This window comes from Vibrio splendidus, from assembly GCF_024347615.1.
In the GTDB taxonomy this organism is placed as follows: Bacteria; Pseudomonadota; Gammaproteobacteria; order Enterobacterales; family Vibrionaceae; genus Vibrio; species Vibrio splendidus.
Genome location: NZ_AP025508.1, coordinates 3353602 through 3371905, shown reverse-complemented (window position 1 = coordinate 3371905; position 18304 = coordinate 3353602). Strand labels below are relative to the sequence as shown.

At 44.6% G+C, this 18304-nt stretch carries 18 protein-coding genes; 6 read left to right on the top strand and 12 right to left on the bottom strand.

All coding sequences use genetic code 11. From position 1 onward, the window contains the following. Positions 1 to 58 precede the first annotated feature (58 nt). Positions 59 to 877 carry a pyrroline-5-carboxylate reductase gene (gene proC / locus OCU90_RS14935; RefSeq protein WP_017077774.1) on the bottom strand — a complete coding sequence of 273 codons (819 nt, stop codon included), beginning with the start codon at positions 875 to 877 and terminating at the stop codon, positions 59 to 61. Positions 878 to 989: 112 nt separating this feature from the next. Then, on the bottom strand, positions 990 to 1694 hold the full coding sequence (locus OCU90_RS14930) for a YggS family pyridoxal phosphate-dependent enzyme (RefSeq protein ID WP_061025919.1): 705 nt from the start codon (positions 1692 to 1694) through the stop codon (positions 990 to 992). Positions 1695 to 1720: 26 nt separating this feature from the next. Between OCU90_RS14930 and OCU90_RS14925 the strand changes: the two genes are divergently transcribed. Both OCU90_RS14925 and OCU90_RS14920 read left to right on the top strand, forming a co-directional pair. Then, positions 1721 to 2758 carry a type IV pilus twitching motility protein PilT gene (locus OCU90_RS14925; RefSeq protein WP_004735478.1) on the top strand — a complete coding sequence of 346 codons (1038 nt, stop codon included), beginning with the start codon at positions 1721 to 1723 and terminating at the stop codon, positions 2756 to 2758. Between the two features lie 14 nt (positions 2759 to 2772). Next, positions 2773 to 3882 (top strand): PilT/PilU family type 4a pilus ATPase, encoded by a 1110-nt coding sequence (locus OCU90_RS14920; RefSeq protein WP_004735479.1) that lies wholly within the window; start codon positions 2773 to 2775, stop codon positions 3880 to 3882. Between the two features lie 75 nt (positions 3883 to 3957). Here the strand turns inward: OCU90_RS14920 and OCU90_RS14915 are convergent, their stop codons facing one another. The 9 genes from OCU90_RS14915 to metK all read right to left on the bottom strand — a co-directional run bounded on the left by OCU90_RS14915 (position 3958) and on the right by metK (position 10966). Further along, positions 3958 to 4110 carry a hypothetical protein gene (locus tag OCU90_RS14915; protein ID WP_017084337.1) on the bottom strand — a complete coding sequence of 51 codons (153 nt, stop codon included), beginning with the start codon at positions 4108 to 4110 and terminating at the stop codon, positions 3958 to 3960. 99 nt (positions 4111 to 4209) lie between these two features. Beyond that, positions 4210 to 4632: a Holliday junction resolvase RuvX gene (gene ruvX, locus OCU90_RS14910; RefSeq protein ID WP_017084336.1), complete on the bottom strand. Its 423-nt coding sequence runs from the start codon at positions 4630 to 4632 to the stop codon at positions 4210 to 4212. Between the two features lie 73 nt (positions 4633 to 4705). Continuing rightward, positions 4706 to 5269 (bottom strand): YqgE/AlgH family protein, encoded by a 564-nt coding sequence (locus tag OCU90_RS14905; protein WP_017095267.1) that lies wholly within the window; start codon positions 5267 to 5269, stop codon positions 4706 to 4708. A gap of 116 nt (positions 5270 to 5385) precedes the next feature. Then, positions 5386 to 6336 (bottom strand): glutathione synthase, encoded by a 951-nt coding sequence (gene gshB / locus OCU90_RS14900; RefSeq protein WP_017077777.1) that lies wholly within the window; start codon positions 6334 to 6336, stop codon positions 5386 to 5388. A gap of 9 nt (positions 6337 to 6345) precedes the next feature. Further along, the gene (gene rsmE / locus OCU90_RS14895; RefSeq protein WP_017077778.1) at positions 6346 to 7077 is read right to left on the bottom strand and encodes a 16S rRNA (uracil(1498)-N(3))-methyltransferase; all 732 of its coding nucleotides are present in this window, start codon (positions 7075 to 7077) and stop codon (positions 6346 to 6348) included. A 159-nt stretch (positions 7078 to 7236) separates the two neighbouring features. After that, positions 7237 to 7968: an endonuclease gene (locus OCU90_RS14890; protein ID WP_017084333.1), complete on the bottom strand. Its 732-nt coding sequence runs from the start codon at positions 7966 to 7968 to the stop codon at positions 7237 to 7239. A gap of 97 nt (positions 7969 to 8065) precedes the next feature. Beyond that, the gene (locus OCU90_RS14885; RefSeq protein ID WP_012604825.1) at positions 8066 to 8566 is read right to left on the bottom strand and encodes a SprT family zinc-dependent metalloprotease; all 501 of its coding nucleotides are present in this window, start codon (positions 8564 to 8566) and stop codon (positions 8066 to 8068) included. Positions 8567 to 8645: 79 nt separating this feature from the next. Beyond that, on the bottom strand, positions 8646 to 9443 hold the full coding sequence (locus tag OCU90_RS14880) for a DUF2189 domain-containing protein (protein ID WP_004735486.1): 798 nt from the start codon (positions 9441 to 9443) through the stop codon (positions 8646 to 8648). Positions 9444 to 9811: 368 nt separating this feature from the next. Further along, on the bottom strand, positions 9812 to 10966 hold the full coding sequence (gene metK, locus OCU90_RS14875) for a methionine adenosyltransferase (RefSeq protein ID WP_004735487.1): 1155 nt from the start codon (positions 10964 to 10966) through the stop codon (positions 9812 to 9814). 377 nt (positions 10967 to 11343) lie between these two features. On the opposite strand from metK, the gene tkt reads away from it, so the two are divergent. The 4 genes from tkt to fbaA all read left to right on the top strand — a co-directional run bounded on the left by tkt (position 11344) and on the right by fbaA (position 17164). Next, positions 11344 to 13338, top strand: coding sequence for a transketolase (tkt, locus tag OCU90_RS14870; protein WP_099426176.1), 1995 nt, complete (start codon positions 11344 to 11346; stop codon positions 13336 to 13338). 214 nt (positions 13339 to 13552) lie between these two features. Continuing rightward, positions 13553 to 14602: an erythrose-4-phosphate dehydrogenase gene (gene epd, locus OCU90_RS14865; protein WP_061026107.1), complete on the top strand. Its 1050-nt coding sequence runs from the start codon at positions 13553 to 13555 to the stop codon at positions 14600 to 14602. Positions 14603 to 14768: 166 nt separating this feature from the next. Beyond that, positions 14769 to 15932, top strand: coding sequence for a phosphoglycerate kinase (locus OCU90_RS14860; RefSeq protein WP_004735491.1), 1164 nt, complete (start codon positions 14769 to 14771; stop codon positions 15930 to 15932). Between the two features lie 155 nt (positions 15933 to 16087). After that, complete coding sequence (gene fbaA / locus OCU90_RS14855; RefSeq protein ID WP_004735492.1) at positions 16088 to 17164, top strand: class II fructose-bisphosphate aldolase; 1077 nt, start codon at positions 16088 to 16090, stop codon at positions 17162 to 17164. A gap of 97 nt (positions 17165 to 17261) precedes the next feature. Here the strand turns inward: fbaA and OCU90_RS14850 are convergent. Continuing rightward, a protein-coding gene (locus OCU90_RS14850; RefSeq protein ID WP_099426184.1) for an IS630 family transposase occupies positions 17262 to 18285 on the bottom strand; the annotation gives its coding sequence in 2 pieces (ribosomal slippage) (positions 17262 to 17837 and positions 17839 to 18285; 1023 coding nt in all). Positions 18286 to 18304 lie beyond the last annotated feature (19 nt).

Sequence of the window (18304 nt, the reverse complement as noted above, 5' to 3'; positions counted from 1 at the left end):
ATTTACTTGCCGCTAGGTATCACCTGAACGGCACAATGCTTTTGTACTGTAACGAGTATTAAAACAGTTTTTCCATCTCTTCAGCTCGAGCAACCGCCGCTTGCATGGCTTTCGCTACGATGTCTGATAGTTGATGGTCGTTAAACGTGCGCAATGCTTCTGCGGTCGTTCCGCCTTTTGAAGTCACTTGCTCACGCAGTGTTGATAATTCAGTATTTGGATTTGCTACTACCATCTCTGCCGCGCCTAATGCAGATTGCTGCACTAATTTACGAGCGGTTTCTTGGTCAAAACCTTGGTTAATTGCTTCAGCTTGCATCGCTTCCATAAACAGGAAGAAGTAAGCAGGAGCACTCCCCGCCGCCGCAATGATGTTGTTGATACCAGACTCTTGTTCAACCCAGCTTACCTCACCTACGGCTTGCATTAGCTGAGAAGCAAACTCTTTATCGCCCTGACTAACCGTTGAGTCAGCATAAAGGCCACTCATCCCTTTACCAAGCAGTGATGGCGTGTTTGGCATAACACGCACAAGGTTCAGTTGGCAGTTTAACATCTCATTGAGTCGATTCGCATTAATACCGGCTGCAATTGAGATGACCAGTTTGTTGCTAAAGTCGATATCTTGTAAGGGTTTACATACATCAGCCATCATTTGTGGCTTCACGGATAACACAACAACGTCTGCTTGTTCTGCTGCGGCAATATTATCGCTGGTGGTATTGATGCCGTACTCTTGCTCTAACGGCAGCCTTCTGGTGTCTGAAGGCGCTGTTGCAGTAATCTTTTGCGCTGGGTAACCACTCGCCACTAAGCCCGCTACAATCGAGCGAACCATATTTCCCGCCCCAATAAAGGCGATGTTCTTATGTTCCATATATAAAATCCTGAGCGTGTCGCTGCGCGGTTAAAGCGAAGCGGTATCAATACTGTATTTTTCGTTGCTACTTGTTGTTGCTTGCTGTAGCTATTTCTTGTTACGTGCTGTGCTATTTCGCGTAATTACGAGCACCGAAGATAGCCGTTCCAATACGAACCATTGTGCTGCCAGCCTCAACTGCTGCATCCATATCACCACTCATACCCATCGAAAGGGTATCTATGTTTGGATACTTTGCGGTTAGCTTGTCTTTAAGCTCCGCCAGTTGAGAAAATGCATTAAGCTGAGATTGATAGTCAGATACGTTTGCAGGAATCGACATCAATCCTCTTAAAGTGAGGTTAGGGAGCGACGAAATCAACTCCGCGAGTGCAAAAACTGTTTCTTCTGACGTTCCAGACTTGGATTCTTCACCACTGGTGTTTACCTGAATCAAAACTTGTAAAGGTGGAAGTTCGCTTGGTCGTTGAGCACTAAGTCTTTGTGCGATCTTATCGCGTTCAACAGAATGTACCCATTGGAAGCTTTCTGCGATTGGGCGAGTTTTATTGGATTGAATTGGGCCAATAAAATGCCACTCTAACTTTAGGTTAGAATGTTGTTCTGAAAAGTGTTTTACTTTATCAACACCTTCTTGAACATAGTTTTCACCAAAGGCAACTTGGCCTCCGAGTGCGGCTTCTAGAATCGCACCAATAGGTTTAGTTTTGCTGACGGCTAAAAGTTGCACGGACTCTGGAGCTCGTCCGCACTTTTGCTCAGCACTACGTATCTGTGAGGTGATTTGTTCGATATTTTGTTGAATACTACTCATAGCTGACTTTACTTAAGGGAAAATAAATGGATATCACTGAGTTACTAGATTTTAGTGTAAAGCATAACGCGTCAGATCTACATCTTTCTGCGGGTGTATCTCCAATGGTACGTATAGATGGTGAAGTAAGGAAGCTTGGAATACCAGCTTTGAGCCATGCTGATGTGCATCGTTTGGTTTTTGAGATCATGAGTGATTCACAACGCGGTGAATTTGAAGAAAAACTGGAAGTCGACTTCTCTTTTGAATTACCCAACGTTGGTCGTTTCCGTGTTAATGCTTTTAACCAATCTCGTGGCTGCTCTGCTGTGTTCCGTACCATTCCAGTAGAGATTCCCACCCTTGAACAGCTAGGGGCTCCTGAGATCTTTGAAAGAATATCTAATTACGAAAAAGGGCTAGTATTAGTCACTGGGCCGACTGGTTCAGGTAAGTCGACAACTTTGGCAGCGATGGTGGATTACGTTAACCGTAACCATAATAAGCATATATTGACGATTGAAGACCCGATCGAATTTGTTCATACCAACAACAAATGCCTAATCAACCAACGAGAAGTGCATCGCGATACTCACAGCTTCAAAGCGGCATTGCGTAGTGCATTGCGTGAAGATCCAGACGTAATCCTTGTTGGCGAACTTCGTGACCAAGAGACGATTAGCTTAGCGCTAACCGCAGCAGAAACTGGCCACTTAGTTTTTGGTACCTTGCATACTAGCTCTGCGGCAAAAACCATAGACCGTATTATCGATGTATTCCCGGGTAGCGACAAAGACATGGTGCGTTCAATGTTGTCTGAATCGTTACGTTCGGTGATTGCCCAGAAGCTGTTAAAGCGTGTTGGTGGCGGTCGTGTGGCTTGTCATGAAATCATGATGGCGACACCTGCGATCAGAAACTTGATCCGTGAAGACAAGGTCGCGCAGATGTATTCGATCATTCAAACGGGGGCGGCACACGGTATGCAGACCATGGAGCAAAATGCGAAGCAGCTGATGGCACAAGGCTTAGTTGATTCAGAAGAGGTCGAGAAAAAGATCGAAATTGAAACCTCAATGTTTTAATCAAGGTGGACAAAATGGAATTGAATCAAATCCTTGAAGGGATGCTATCTCAAAAAGCATCGGATCTTTATATCACCGTTGATGCGCCTATCCTGTTTCGTGTCGATGGTGAACTGCGACCTCAAGGCGAGAAATTGAATGCGGCTCAGGTTGCTCAGTTACTTGATGCGATGATGGATCAAGACCGACGCGATGAATATCAGCAAACGCGAGAGGCTAATTTTGCCATCGTACGTGATTTTGGTCGTTTTCGTGTGAGTGCGTTTTTTCAGCGAGAGCTACCAGGAGCGGTCATTCGTCGTATCGAAACTAACATCCCAACCTTTGAGCAATTAAAGCTTCCTGATGTACTGCAAGACCTGTCAATCGCAAAGCGTGGATTGGTGCTGGTGGTTGGTGCTACGGGCTCTGGTAAATCAACCTCAATGGCTGCGATGACGGGCTATCGTAATACCAATCGTTCAGGGCATATTTTGACGGTTGAAGATCCAATTGAATTCGTTCACGAACATAAAAAATGTATCGTAACTCAACGTGAGGTTGGGCTAGACACCGAGAGCTATGAAGTTGCGCTTAAGAACTCTTTACGCCAAGCACCGGATATGATCTTGATTGGCGAAATCCGTAGCCGTGAAACCATGGAATACGCGATGACCTTTGCTGAAACGGGCCACTTGTGTATGGCAACACTGCACGCGAATAATGCCAACCAAGCGTTAGAACGTATTCTTCACTTGGTGCCGAAAGAACAGAAAGAGCAGTTCTTGTTTGATCTGTCGATGAACCTGCGTGGTGTGGTCGCTCAGCAATTAATCCGAGATAAGAATGGCAGCGGTCGCCATGGCGTGTTTGAGATTCTACTTAACAGCCCGCGAGTGTCTGACTTGATTCGTCGTGGTGAGTTGCATGAACTAAAAGCGACTATGGCTAAATCGAAAGAGATTGGTATGCAGACTTTTGACCAAGCTTTGTATGACTTGGTGCTTGCAGGCAAGATCAGTGAAGAAGACGCATTCCACAGTGCTGATTCCGCGAATGACTTACGCTTAATGCTAAAAACCAGACGTGGTGATGATGACTACGGAACCGGTGCTTTGGCTGGCGTGAAGATTGATATGGGTTAACTTGTTTTACTAACTTTCAAGGGACGGGCTGAGGGACTCCCCGCAACAACAAATTGCGGGGAAATATAGTATTAATTAGAAATTGTAATTATCATTCGAGTAACCACGTTCTTTTTCTAATTTGATTTTAGTTGGGTATTGTTCGCCAGTGTAACCTGCCGAACCTCCGCCCGTAGAACTACATGCAGTTATTGCTAGAGCGGCGAAGATTGCTAGAAAAATTTTCATATTAACTCCCACTTACCTAATAATGAATTGCATCGACATTACGTCGTATGATCATTATAGGATCACATGGGAGCTTTATCTTTGAGCACTTAATTTTAGTTAAAAATATTGTGCTTCAAACCAACTTTCTAGAATCACAACTGCGGATTGGTTATCGACATTACCTTTGCTTAGTGCTTTATAGCCGCCCATTTCAAAAAGGTCGGCCCTTGCTTCTGTCGTAGAAAGTCTTTCATCATGCAGTTCAACATCGACACCAAAGCGCCCTTTTAGGCGATTGGCAAACTTCTTCGCCCTTGGTGTAATCGCGGCTAGATCTTTACCATGAAGGTCGGTAGGAAGACCAACCACGATAAGATTCGGCTGCCACTCCTTGATTTGCTTTTCGATGTCATCCCAGTTCGGGATGCCATCTTTCGCCTTAAAGGCTTTTAAAGGGCTAGCTGTACCTGTGATCTCTTGTCCTATCGCACTGCCGATACTTTTTGTACCGTAGTCAAATGCCATAATTGTTCGTGACATGGGGTTTCCAAATTAATCTGTGTTTGAGAGTTTATATACTGAGTCTGAGTCTGAGTCTGAGTCTGAGTCTGAGTTAGGCGTGACCTGCGTCTGCTGAAAGCTGAGCCGCATTAATGCCTAACATCTGCACGGCGACTTTCCAGCGGTCAGAAATCGGTGTATCGAAGATGACCTTTGGATCAGCTTCTACAGTTAACCATGAGTTCTCGGTCAGTTCGGTTTCCAGTTGCCCGGGTTCCCACCCTGCATAACCAAGTGCGACTAGATAATTCATCGGTTCATCTTCTGTACCTAACACCATCAAGATATCTTTTGAGGTTGTCACTGAGATTTGATCCGTCATGCTGATACTGGATTGATAGCTGCCTTTAGGTTTGTGCAAAATAAACCCACGGTCTTCTGCGACCGGTCCACCATTCAATACAGGCTTATCAAGACTTGCTTGGTTGGGTTTTGGCTGATCAGAATCAACCTCAACTTGCTTAAGCATGCTACCGACAGTGACATCAATAGGGGCGTTGATCATCAAACCCATCGCGCCTTCGTCATTGTGCTCACAAAGGTAAATCACCGAATTTTGAAAGTATGGGTCTTTCATTCCGGGCATAGCAACCAGAAAGTGGTTCGTTAAATTCATAGAGCCTCCTGCCAGTGTGTTCCCAGTAAAGGAAAAAGAGCGGCGTAAAGCCGCTCATTGTTCTTTGCCTAGATATTTCTGTGTTTTCGAATAGCTAAGGCTTTCTTTAGTTTAGGCTATTTAGCGTTAACGCGACGCTCAATTGCATCCATTAATTTACCTGTAACTGAAATATCAAAAGCGGCTTCAATTTCACGGATACAAGTAGGGCTAGTCACGTTAATTTCAGTCAGCTTGTCGCCGATAACATCAAGCCCAACAAAGATTAAGCCTTTCTCTTTCAGTGCAGGAGCAACTGCTCTTGCGATAGCCCAGTCTGTTTCACTTAGAGGACGAGCTTCACCTGTACCGCCTGCAGCAAGGTTACCTCGAGTTTCCCCTTTTGCAGGAATACGAGCTAAACAGTAAGGCATTGGTTCACCGTCAACCACAAGAATACGCTTATCACCATTGCTGATGTCTGGAACAAAGGTTTGTGCCATTGCGTAGTTTTGACCATGGTTAGTTAAGGTCTCAATGATCACTGATACGTTTGGATCGCCTTCTTTCACTCGGAAGATAGACGCGCCGCCCATGCCATCAAGTGGTTTTAGGATCACGTCACCGTGCTCTTCTCGGAACGCTTTAATCTTTTCAGCTTTACGAGTCACGATGGTGATTGGTGTCAGTTCAGGGAACCATGCCGTGAACAACTTCTCGTTACAGTCACGCAGGCTTTGTGGCTTGTTGACGATCAGTGCACCGTTCTCTTCAGCACGCTCAAGAATGTAAGTCGCGTAGATGTACTCAGTATCAAACGGAGGATCTTTACGCATCAATACCGCATCTAAATCGGATAGCGCGATAGTCTGTTCTGATTTGAACTCGTACCAACCGTTTGGATCTTCTTTTAGTTCAACAACCTTAGTGTCGGCAATGGCTACGCCTTGATCTAAATGTAGATCATCCATTTCCATGTAATGGATTTCGTAACCACGACGCTGAGCTTCAAGCATCATGGCAAAGCTAGAGTCTTTTTTGATGTTAATGGATGAAATTGGATCCATTACGATGCCAAGTTTGATCATTTTTTTCTCCTAGCCTAGATCGCCAAAACGGACTTGTAAGGCAGTAATTGCGGTTAGAGCTGCTGTCTCGGTACGAAGTACACGTGGGCCGAGTAGCGTCTCTTCAAATTTGTATTGTTCTGTCATGCCGATCTCTTCAGCTGACAGTCCGCCCTCAGGACCGATCAATAGGCGTACCTTACTGATCGGCTCTGGAAGGGTATTGATTGAGTATTTTGCACGAGGATGCAGGTTTAGCTTCAACGCTTCACTCGGTTCGCTGCACCACTCTTCAAGTTGCATGATTGGGCGAATAACCGGAACCGTATTGCGACCAGATTGTTCACATGCTGCGATAGCAATCTTTTGCCACTGCGCGAGCTTTTTCTCGAAGCGTTTAGTATCCAGTTTAACGCCACAGCGCTCTGAAATCAGCGGAGTAATGGTGTTTACACCAAGCTCAACTGATTTCTGAATCGTGAATTCCATTTTGTCGCCACGTGAAATCACTTGGCCTAAATGTAAGTCTAACGGAGATTCGCTGCTACGCTCGATACGTTCAGTAACATTAACTGTGACGTTCTTTTTTGATACTTCAGCAATTGTCGCTGGGAATTCAGCACCACTGCCATCAAATAGAAGAACATCTTGACCTTCTTTCATACGAAGGACTCGACCAACATGACCCGCGGCATCTTCGCCTAAAGCGAGTGAACCTAACTGATGAATGCGTTCTGGGTGATGGATACGAGGGATTCTCATGCTGGTAAACCTATAAATAGTGTCATTTGGGTATTTTGTCTCTGCCTAACATGGATGCTTTTAGTTGAAAAAACAAGGGTAGAGCAAGAGTTTCAGGGGCAATTCTGAAACTCTTGTTTGAGATGGAGGCAATTGGAGATGTAGGTTGACTGAGTCGTGTTATTTACAAGCAGGGAAAACAAATGGGTTGTGATTCCCCTGGATGGCATAGATTCGCTCATCACGAGTACATTCCCACTTATCAACAGGGAATTGCTTGTTCCACGCCATCATCAGGTTAGTTTGCTGCTTGGAGAGCTTGAAACCATACTCTTGGCTCATGTAAAGATAAGTACGTGCGATAGAACCTTTTGCTCTGTCTGGCGGCATAACCTTACGCTGTTTGAAGTTGACCTGCATTTCACACTGACCATAGCTCACGCCATCCATTCCATTCCACTGACTGAAATTGTAATTGGATCGATCACCGTTAACCTCGCCAATTGCCGGAGTCAGGTTATGAAGGTCGGCTTCCATCGATTTAAATACTCTGTCATTGCGAGTGCAGTTCTTACGTCCGCCATCTTGCCAGCACTGACGCTGGTGGCCAAATTGCCAAGCTGGAACCACGTGTTCCCACTCAATACGGGAAGCGCGTTTTTGCTGTTTTCTCACTTGATAACCACAGCCGTCGAGGTCGGGGATACCTTTCTTTTTGTCTTTCCAAGTGATGTCACAACCACAATAAAATGAAGTCGGGTGATCGAGATAAATCTTCACTGCTTCTTTTTTTGCTTTAGAGAATGAGCTTGGTGGAGCGGCGAAAACGCTTTGGGTTACCAGTAGGCCAAATACTATTGATAAGTAGAAAGGCACCAATAGGCCAAATGCTTTTTGAGTGGTTTTTTGCATGGAAAAAGACTGATGAAAGTATGATAAACAACAGTCTAGCACTCAAATGTTAGTTCTCTCTATTACATTTATTCGCGTTACCTTGTGAGATTAAGACTTAGCTCAATTGAAGGCCGGTAAAAGCTAAGGTTTGCTGACATTGTTGGCAACGATAAGTTGATTGGTTACGGATGACTTTGTTGTGTCTTCTAATCGACAGGGGATAAGTAGTGCAATCACAGCGGTACTCAAAGGTTTTTCCCTGAACTGAGGTTATCTCTAAGCTGTGGGTGGTTCTGGCCGGTACATTGAATACCTTTTCCATCACATATTTCCACTCATTCCCGTGAGGCCTAACTCGCCCGAATACCTGATGTGTGATCAGGTGTGCGAGTTCATGAGGCACGACTTCGTTAATAAAGGCGTCTTCATTTTCGCTGAATAGCACTTGGTTGAGTTTTATCTCGTTTAACTGAAGGTAGGCTTTTCCCGCTGCCTTTCCTCTTAACTTGTAAGTGACGGTTGGGCATGGAAATTCACGAGAAAAATGTTGATTAGCGATAGCTAGGCATTCGCCCAGTTTCTTATTTACTCGATGTTGTTGCGGGGTGTAAGACAAGCGTTGTTAACTCCAAAAAAAAGCCTCAGCGTTTAAGCTAAGGCCTCATCATAACATTGCTCATCGATCGTGAAACGATTTAAACGTGATGTTTCTTCTTGATGATTTCGTGGTAAGCATGCCATGTTCCGTAACCAAGCAATGGCATCGTTACAATCATACCGACACCGTAGGTCGCAAAGCCGACTAAGATACCAGCGCCAATGATACCAGCCCAAACGACCATCGCAGGGATGTTTGATTTAACAGCGTTGAAGCTAGTAAAAATGGCACTCATTACATCTACACGTCTTTCCATCATCAATGGAATCGAAAATGCTGAGATGCTAAATATCAGGCTAGCGATAACCAATCCAATCACCGAACCCGTAATCAGGAATGGTGCAAACTCGCTTAATGGTGCTCCTTGTACGGAAGGGTAGAGCGCATGCAATAACGCAGCAATCCGCATCCAAAAGATCATTGCAACCATTAACACAATCGCAAAGGCCCATTGGTGGGTGGAGTTGCGAGTAATTGCTTTCATTGAGTGGAACAAGCTTGGGGAATGTCCTTTCTCTCTTTCCCAGCTTGCGTCATATAGGCCAAGAGCAAGAAAGGGTCCTATCAACATATAGACTATCAAGCTTGGCATAACGACTAGGTGTGTTCCTTGCCATTGGACTAATTGCACGATGGCGATGGCCGCAGCCATGAAACACAATCCGTAAAATGCGCTGATTATTGGCATTTTCACTAAGTCATGCAGTGCAAGCGATAACCAGTGGAATGGGGCTGATATGCTTACTTGGTTACAAGGAATAGTGCGAGCGTAATCCTGATCGCTGACCTTGTGTTTCTTATCGTTTAGTTCGGATGGGTGCACGGTACGAGGCATAGATCCCCCTAGTTAAATAACGTCCTAGTTATAATTCCACAAGGCTCAGAGATGTCGCTTACGAGAGCGTTATGGTGTTGAGCTAAACTGCTCTTTGTCATCCCAGTTATTGTTCTTGCGTACATTTAACGAGCGTTATCAGATTGAATTAATTTAAGTTAAATGTGAGCTTGATCGCCTAGGAGTTACCTTAACTATTGTCAGTAGTGCTAGAAAACACAAATTATCAGCGAATTTTTATACTAAGTGGTTAACGGTAAAGAAGACTTGGACTGGGTGTTCTAGCAGGGAAATGTTTGGTAAGTACATAAAAATAAAGCCCTTACTAAGAAGTAAGGGCTTTAAAGAAACAAATCGCAGTGGCTAAATTATTTTAGGCCAGCGAAGTCCGCAAGGATTGCTGCTTTGTCCGTCGCTTCCCAAGGGAACTCTTCACGACCGAAGTGGCCGTATGCTGCCGTCTTTTTGTAGATAGGCTGAAGAAGGTTCAGCATTTCTTGAAGACCGTATGGACGTAGGTCGAAGTTTTGACGAACAGCTTCAATGATGATCTCGTGAGCTACTTTTTCAGTACCAAACGTCTCAACCATGATAGATGTTGGATCTGCAACACCGATAGCGTAAGACAATTGAATCTCACAACGGTCAGCCATACCAGCAGCAACGATGTTTTTCGCAACGTAACGCGCTGCGTAAGCTGCAGAACGGTCAACTTTTGATGGATCTTTACCAGAGAATGCACCGCCACCGTGACGAGCTGCGCCGCCGTAGGTATCAACGATGATCTTACGACCTGTTAGACCACAGTCACCCATTGGGCCACCGATTACGAAACGGCCTGTTGGGTTAATGAAGAAGTTAGTGTCTTTGTTGATCCACTCAGCAGGAAGTACTGGCTTGATGATCTCTTCCATTACCGCTTCACGTAGGTCAGGTGTTGTTACTGAATCACAGTGTTGAGTTGAAAGAACAACTGCGTCGATACCAACAATCTTACCTTGGTCGTATTGGAACGTAACTTGAGATTTCGCATCTGGGCGAAGGAAATCAAGCTTGCCGCTCTTACGTACTTCAGCTTGCTTCTTAACAAGAAGGTGAGAGTAAGTAATTGGAGCTGGCATTAGGATTGGTGTTTCGTTAGTCGCGTAACCAAACATGATGCCTTGGTCGCCTGCGCCTTGATCTTTAGGATCGGCTTTATCAACACCTTGGTTGATGTCTGGAGACTGCTTACCAATTGTGTTTAGTACTGCACAAGAGTCTGCGTCAAAGCCCATATCAGAATGAACGTAACCAATTTCACGAACTGTTTCACGAGTGATTTCTTCGATATCAACCCATGCAGACGTTGTTACTTCACCGCCAACCATAACCATGCCGGTTTTTACGTAAGTCTCACAAGCAACACGTGCTTTTGGATCTTGTTCCAAGATGGCATCAAGAACAGCATCAGAGATTTGGTCTGCAATTTTATCTGGATGGCCTTCTGAAACAGATTCAGAAGTGAATAGGTGCTTAGCCATGAGAGCTCCACTTTTAGTTTAGTTTTTAGTTGCAAATAGTTAAATGCAAATAATTTCAGGCGTCGCAAGCTAGGAAGCGCCGCCATTAAATACAGTATATTTTGTAGGTGTTTCTACATCTAGACGGCTATTCTAAATTCCAGCGGTCGAATTACAAGCTCTTTTTTATGATATGTCATAACTAAACGTTTGCGTATCGGTCGAGATAAGGCATTGCTAAGTGATGTAAATGTTCGAAAATTGCGAAAAATGACCGTTAAAATGCCAGTAAAACGTTTGCAGTCGCTAAAGTCGTTTGAGAGAATACCCGCGCTAATAAAAATGAAAATTTTAGCATCAATCTCTTTTTTAAATCGCTTATGTACTCAGGAGCAGACATGCCTTCTCGTAAAGATCTAGCCAATGCAATTCGCGCACTTAGCATGGATGGCGTTCAACAAGCAAATTCAGGCCACCCTGGCGCACCAATGGGTATGGCTGACATCGCTGAAGTTCTTTGGCGTGGTCACTTGAACCACAACCCAGCAAACCCAGAGTGGGCTGACCGCGACCGTTTTATTCTGTCTAACGGCCATGGTTCAATGTTGATTTACTCTCTGCTTCATCTTGCAGGTTACGAGCTTTCAATTGAAGACCTTAAGAACTTCCGTCAACTGCACTCTAAGACTCCTGGTCACCCTGAGTACGGTTACGCTCCTGGCATCGAAACAACGACTGGTCCTCTAGGTCAAGGCATCACTAACGCTGTTGGTATGGCGATGGCTGAGAAAGCATTGGCTGCACAGTTCAACAAAGAAGGCCACGACATCGTAGACCACTTCACTTATGCATTTATGGGTGATGGTTGTCTGATGGAAGGTATTTCTCACGAAGCATGTTCTCTAGCAGGTACGTTAGGTCTTGGTAAGTTGGTTGCTTTCTGGGATGACAACGGTATTTCTATCGATGGCGAAGTTGAAGGTTGGTTCTCTGACGATACACCTAAGCGTTTTGAAGCTTACGGCTGGCACGTAATCCCAGCCGTTGATGGTCACGATGCTGACGCTATCAATGCTGCTATTGAAGCGGCTAAAGCGGATCCTCGTCCAACACTTATCTGTACTAAAACTATCATCGGTTTTGGTTCTCCAAACAAAGCGGGTACGCACGACTGTCACGGTGCTCCACTAGGCGCTGATGAAATCACGGCAACTAAAGCGGCACTTGGTTGGGAACACGGTCCTTTCGAGATTCCAGCTGATATCGCAGCTGAGTGGAATGCGAAAGAAGCGGGCGCAGCGAAAGAAGCAGCGTGGAATGCTAAATTTGACGCATACGCAGCGGCTCACCCAGAGTTAGCAGCAGAATTCAAACGTCGTACAAACGGCGAACTACCAGCTGAGTGGGAAGAGAAAGCAAACGCAATCATTGCTGACCTTCAAGCTAACCCAGCTAACATCGCTTCACGTAAAGCGTCTCAAAATGCTCTAGAAGCGTTCGGTGCTATGCTACCTGAATTCATGGGCGGCTCTGCTGACCTTGCGCCTTCTAACCTGACTATGTGGTCTGGCTCTAAGTCGCTTGAAGCAAATGACTTCTCTGGTAACTACATCCACTACGGTGTACGTGAATTCGGTATGACGGCTATCATGAACGGTATCGCTCTGCACGGTGGTTTCGTACCATACGGCGCAACGTTCCTAATGTTCATGGAATACGCACGTAACGCAATGCGTATGGCGGCTCTGATGAAAATTCAGAACATCCAAGTTTACACGCACGATTCGATCGGCCTAGGCGAAGATGGTCCTACTCACCAACCGGTTGAGCAAATCGCATCTCTACGTCTGACTCCAAACATGAGCACATGGCGTCCATGTGACCAAGTTGAGTCTGCTGTTGCTTGGAAACTGGCAATCGAGCGTAAAGATGGTCCTTCTGCACTTATCTTCTCTCGTCAAAACCTTGCACAACAAGATCGTGACGCTGAGCAAGTAGCAAACATCGCGAAGGGTGGTTACATCCTGAAAGATTGCGCTGGCAAGCCAGAGCTAATCATCATTGCAACGGGTTCTGAAGTTGAGTTAGCGGTTAGCGCTGCTGCTGAACTAACCGCTGAAGGTAAAGCGGTACGCGTAGTATCTATGCCTGCAACTGACGCGTTTGATAAGCAAGACGCTGAATACCGTGAGTCTGTACTTCCATCTGACGTTACAGCACGTATCGCAGTAGAAGCTGGCATCGCTGACTTCTGGTACAAGTACGTTGGCTTCGGTGGCAAGATCATCGGTATGACAACGTTCGGCGAATCTGCACCAGCAGGCGAGCTATTCAAGATGTTCGGTTTCACTACTGAAAACGTAGTAAACACAGCGAAAGAACTTCTTGCTTAATCATTAACTGATGGCCTTGTGCTAACAGTGAAGTGAAAGAAAAACCGAGCGCTGAGCTCGGTTTTTTTGTATCTGGGGTTTGTTATCACTTAGACTAAGGCTTACAAGCAACAGATCAATCTGTCATAAGTAAGCTGAGTTATTCAAGTAATGCCTTTTAGGTAGGATTCAGTTATCATCTGTTGCACGAAATTTTGGTTAGATGTACGGAACTATGCTAAAAGTCGCGATAAATGGATTTGGACGAATAGGGCGCAATGTATTGCGCGCTGTCTATGAAAGTGGCAAAAGCCAACAAATCAAAGTAGTAGCGGTCAATGAGCTTGCTCAGCCTGACGCTATGGCTCACCTATTGCAATACGACACCAGTCACGGCCGCTTCGGCAAGAAAATCTCAAACGATCAAGAGCACATCTATGTTCATCATGGCATTGGTGCTGAAGATAAAGGAGAGTTTGATACCATTCGTATCTTACACCTGGCTGATATTGAACTGTTGCCTTGGCGTGACCTTGAAGTCGATATTGTTCTCGATTGTACTGGCGTTTACGGTTGCCGAGATGACGGCCTAGCACACATCGCTGCTGGGGCGAAAAAGGTGCTGTTCTCGCATCCTGGTGCTAATGACCTTGATAACACCATTATTTACGGTGTGAATCACGACACTATTACCGCTGACCATCGAATCGTTTCCAACGGTTCATGCACGACTAACTGTATTGTCCCTATCATCAAGGTGCTTGATGATGCCTTTGGTATTGAGTCCGGTACGATTACGACCATTCACTCTTCTATGAATGACCAGCAAGTGATCGATGCGTACCACAGCGACCTTCGTCGAACTCGAGCAGCAAGCCAATCAATCATTCCTGTCGATACCAAATTGCATAAAGGTATTGAAAGAATCTTCCCGAAATTTTCTAACAAATTTGAAGCGATATCTGTGCGTGTGCCAACGGTAAACGTCACTGCGATGGATTTAAGTGTCACAATTAATGCAAATGTGAAAGTTAATGACGTAAATCAAACCATTGTTAATGCATCCCAGTGTACATTACACAATATAGTTGACTATACTGAAGCGCCGCTCGTTTCCATCGATTTTAATCACGATCCCCATAGCGCAATTGTTGATGGTTCACAAACTCGAGTGAGCAACGGCCACTTAGTCAAAATGCTGGTGTGGTGTGACAATGAATGGGGCTTTGCGAACCGGATGCTGGATACGGTTCTTGCAATGCAAGCTTCTGAAGGCAAGAAGTAAGACCTAGAAGCAAATGTGTGGATTATTTATTTTTTAGCTTGAAATAAATACTAAGTGTCCACATATTATGAGTAGTTAAAGAATTACCAGTTGAATAATTTATAGGCTTAGCAGGGTTGCTGAGTTTCCAAAACTTTATTTTTATTTAAATTTGAGAGGACAAATCATGTCTGTGATCAAGATGACTGACCTGGAACTTGCAGGTAAACGCGTATTCATCCGTGCTGACCTAAACGTACCAGTAAAAGACGGTAAAGTAACTTCAGATGCACGTATCCTTGCATCTCTACCAACTATCAAACTTTGCCTAGAAGCTGGCGCAAAAGTTATGGTTACTTCTCACCTTGGTCGTCCTACTGAAGGCGAATACAACGAAGAGTTCTCTCTAGCTCCTGTAGTTAACTACCTAAACGACGCACTAGACTGCGACGTTAAACTAGCGAAAGATTACGTAAATGGTCTTGAGCTAAACGCTGGTGAACTAACTGTTCTTGAAAACGTTCGCTTTAACAAAGGCGAGAAGAAGAACGAAGAAGCACTTTCTAAGCAGTACGCTGCACTATGTGACATCTTCGTGATGGACGCATTCGGTACAGCTCACCGTGCTCAAGCTTCTACACACGGCGTTGGTACTTACGCTCCTGTAGCATGTGCTGGTCCTCTTCTAGCTGCTGAGCTTGAAGCTCTTGGTAAAGCAATGGACAACCCAGCTCGCCCACTAGTGGCTATCGTTGGTGGTTCTAAAGTTTCTACTAAACTAACAGTTCTAGAATCTCTTTCTAAAATCGCTGACCAACTTGTTGTTGGTGGTGGTATCGCGAACACGTTCATTGCTGCTGAAGGCCACAACGTAGGTAAGTCTCTATACGAAGCTGACCTAGTTGAAACGGCTAAGAAGCTAATGAAAGAGTGTGCTATCCCAGTAGCGACTGACGTTGCATGTGCTAAAGCATTCGACGAAAACGCAGAAGCTGAAATTAAGCACGTTTCTGAAGTTCAAGACGACGACATGATCTTCGACCTTGGCCCAGATTCAACTGCAGCTCTAGCTGAAATCATCGGCAACGCAAAAACGATTCTTTGGAACGGTCCTGTAGGCGTATTCGAATTCAAAAACTTCGAAGCGGGTACTGCGGGTATTTCTAAAGCAATCGCTGACTCTGAAGGTTTCTCAGTAGCAGGCGGTGGTGACACGCTAGCGGCTATCGACAAGTTCGGTATCAAAGCAGATGTTTCTTACATCTCTACTGGCGGTGGCGCTTTCCTTGAGTTTGTTGAAGGTAAAGTACTTCCTGCAGTAGCAATGCTTGAAGAGCGTGCTAAAGCATAATTGATTTAGAAAGGCGAGATGTGAATCTCGCCTTTTAACGTTTGCTGCATATCACACTTTTTTGCTAGAATGGCATAAGTTGTGAGCAAACGATTGCAAATTTTTAAACTTAAGTTTTTTAATCTTAAAACGATAGAATAAATAGGACTATTTCCATGTCTAAGATCTTCGATTTTGTAAAACCTGGTGTGATTTCTGGCGATGACGTACAGAAAGTATTTGAAGTAGCAAAAGCAAACAAATTTGCTCTTCCTGCAGTAAACGTAATCAACACTGATACTATCAACGCTGTTCTTGAAGCTGCTGCTAAAGCAAAAGCTCCAGTTGTTGTTCAGTTCTCTAACGGCGGTGCTGGTTTCTTCGCTGGTAAAGGCGTTAAACTTGAAGGTCAAGGCGCACAAATTCTTGGCGCTGTAGCTGGTGCAAAATACGTTCACGCAGTAGCAGAATCTTACGGTGTTCCAGTTATTCTTCATACTGACCACGCTGCTAAGAAACTTCTTCCATGGATCGACGGTCTACTAGACGCTGGTGAAGAGTTCTTCGCACAAACTGGTAAGCCACTATTCTCTTCTCACATGCTAGACCTTTCTGAAGAGTCTCTAGAAGAGAACATCGAAACATGTGCAGCTTACTTAGCTCGCATGGCTAAACTAAACATGACAATCGAGATCGAACTTGGTTGTACTGGTGGTGAAGAAGACGGCGTTGATAACTCTGATATGGACGCATCTGAGCTTTACACTTCTCCTGAAGATGTTGCATACGCATACGAGAAACTAAACGCGGTTAGCCCACGTTTCACTATCGCAGCTTCTTTCGGTAACGTACACGGTGTTTACCAAGCTGGTAACGTTGTACTTACTCCAACTATCCTGCGTGACTCTCAAGCATACTGTGCTGAGAAGTTTGGCATTGCAGCTGACGCTCTTAACTTCGTATTCCACGGTGGTTCTGGTTCTTCTGAAGCAGAAATCCAAGAGTCTATCGGTTACGGCGTTATCAAAATGAACATCGATACTGATACTCAGTGGGCTTCATGGGATGGCGTTCGTACTTACGAAGCTGAGAACCGTGATTTCCTACAAGGTCAAATCGGTAACCCAACTGGCGAAGCTGCTCCAAACAAGAAGTTCTACGATCCACGCGTATGGCTACGTGCTGGTCAGTCTTCAATGGTTACTCGTCTTGAGAAAGCATTCGCTGACCTTAACGCTGTAGACGTACTATAATTCTTTGAATTAAGTACTCTTTAAGTTTTAAAAGCCCGCTCATTGAGCGGGCTTTTTTATGTCTGATAAAAACTTGTACTAATACCAATTCCATTAATTAACTTACCAATCGAGTCCAATCTCTAAAGCAGAGGGATTGGACTCTGCGTTTATCTTCACAAAAACTGTTCCAAGCATTGCATACTGAGTTCACTATATCGTTATAGTTTTCAAAACACCTATTCGCTAACTTGTATTGTCGAAGCCATTGCCAAACTTGTTCTATCGGGTTTAATTCTGGTGAATATGGCGGGATATGGATTATCGTGATGTTCTTAAAATGATTGGCTAAATGTGTTTGATGCCAGCTCGCTTGATCCATAATAACCACGGAATGTTTACCTCTAGGGGTCGCCGTTGAGATTAATTCAAGATGCTTCGTCATTGCTTCCATGTTGCTTAACGGTGAAACAATAGCTTCAGCTTCGCCTGTATTGATACAAACGGCTCCAAACAAATAAGCGTACTCAAATTGTTGCTGTTGAACGGCTCTAGGTCGAGTTCCTTTTTCTGCCCAAATCTTGGTTGTGGTATTGCGTTGACCAAATCTAGCTTCATCTTGAAACCAAACAAGCACTTCTTTTAAGTGGATATGCCCAGGGATCTTAAGGATCGTTTCTATTGGGAATTTTTTTAAAAGATTCTTGAGCTTCTTCTGATTGTTTTGGGTGCTTTGAACGTGTCGTTATCCAACTCAAATTAAGTTCATGCAGTAAGCGGTATACACCGGATGGTTGGTAAGATATATCAAATTCATCAAGGATGAATTGTGTGATGTCACTCCCTTGTAAGCGCCCACCCTCAGGTTTTATTGCATTTGAAGTGACGTATTCTTTAAGATGTTTTTTTTGCTCAATAGTGAGTCTGGAAGGTCTTCCTGTATGAGGTTTTTCTACTAACCCTTCAACACCAAAATCAAGATAGGCCTTGATCCATTTATTCACACTGAGACGACTGACTTTAAGAAATGACGCGATTTCAGTTCGATTTTTACCATCGATAAAGTGAGAGACCGCGAGTAATCTTAGCCTCAACCTCGCGTTGGAGGTTGCGCCGATAAGCTTTGATAAATCTGAGTTCATATAGGCTCCTTTCAGAGTC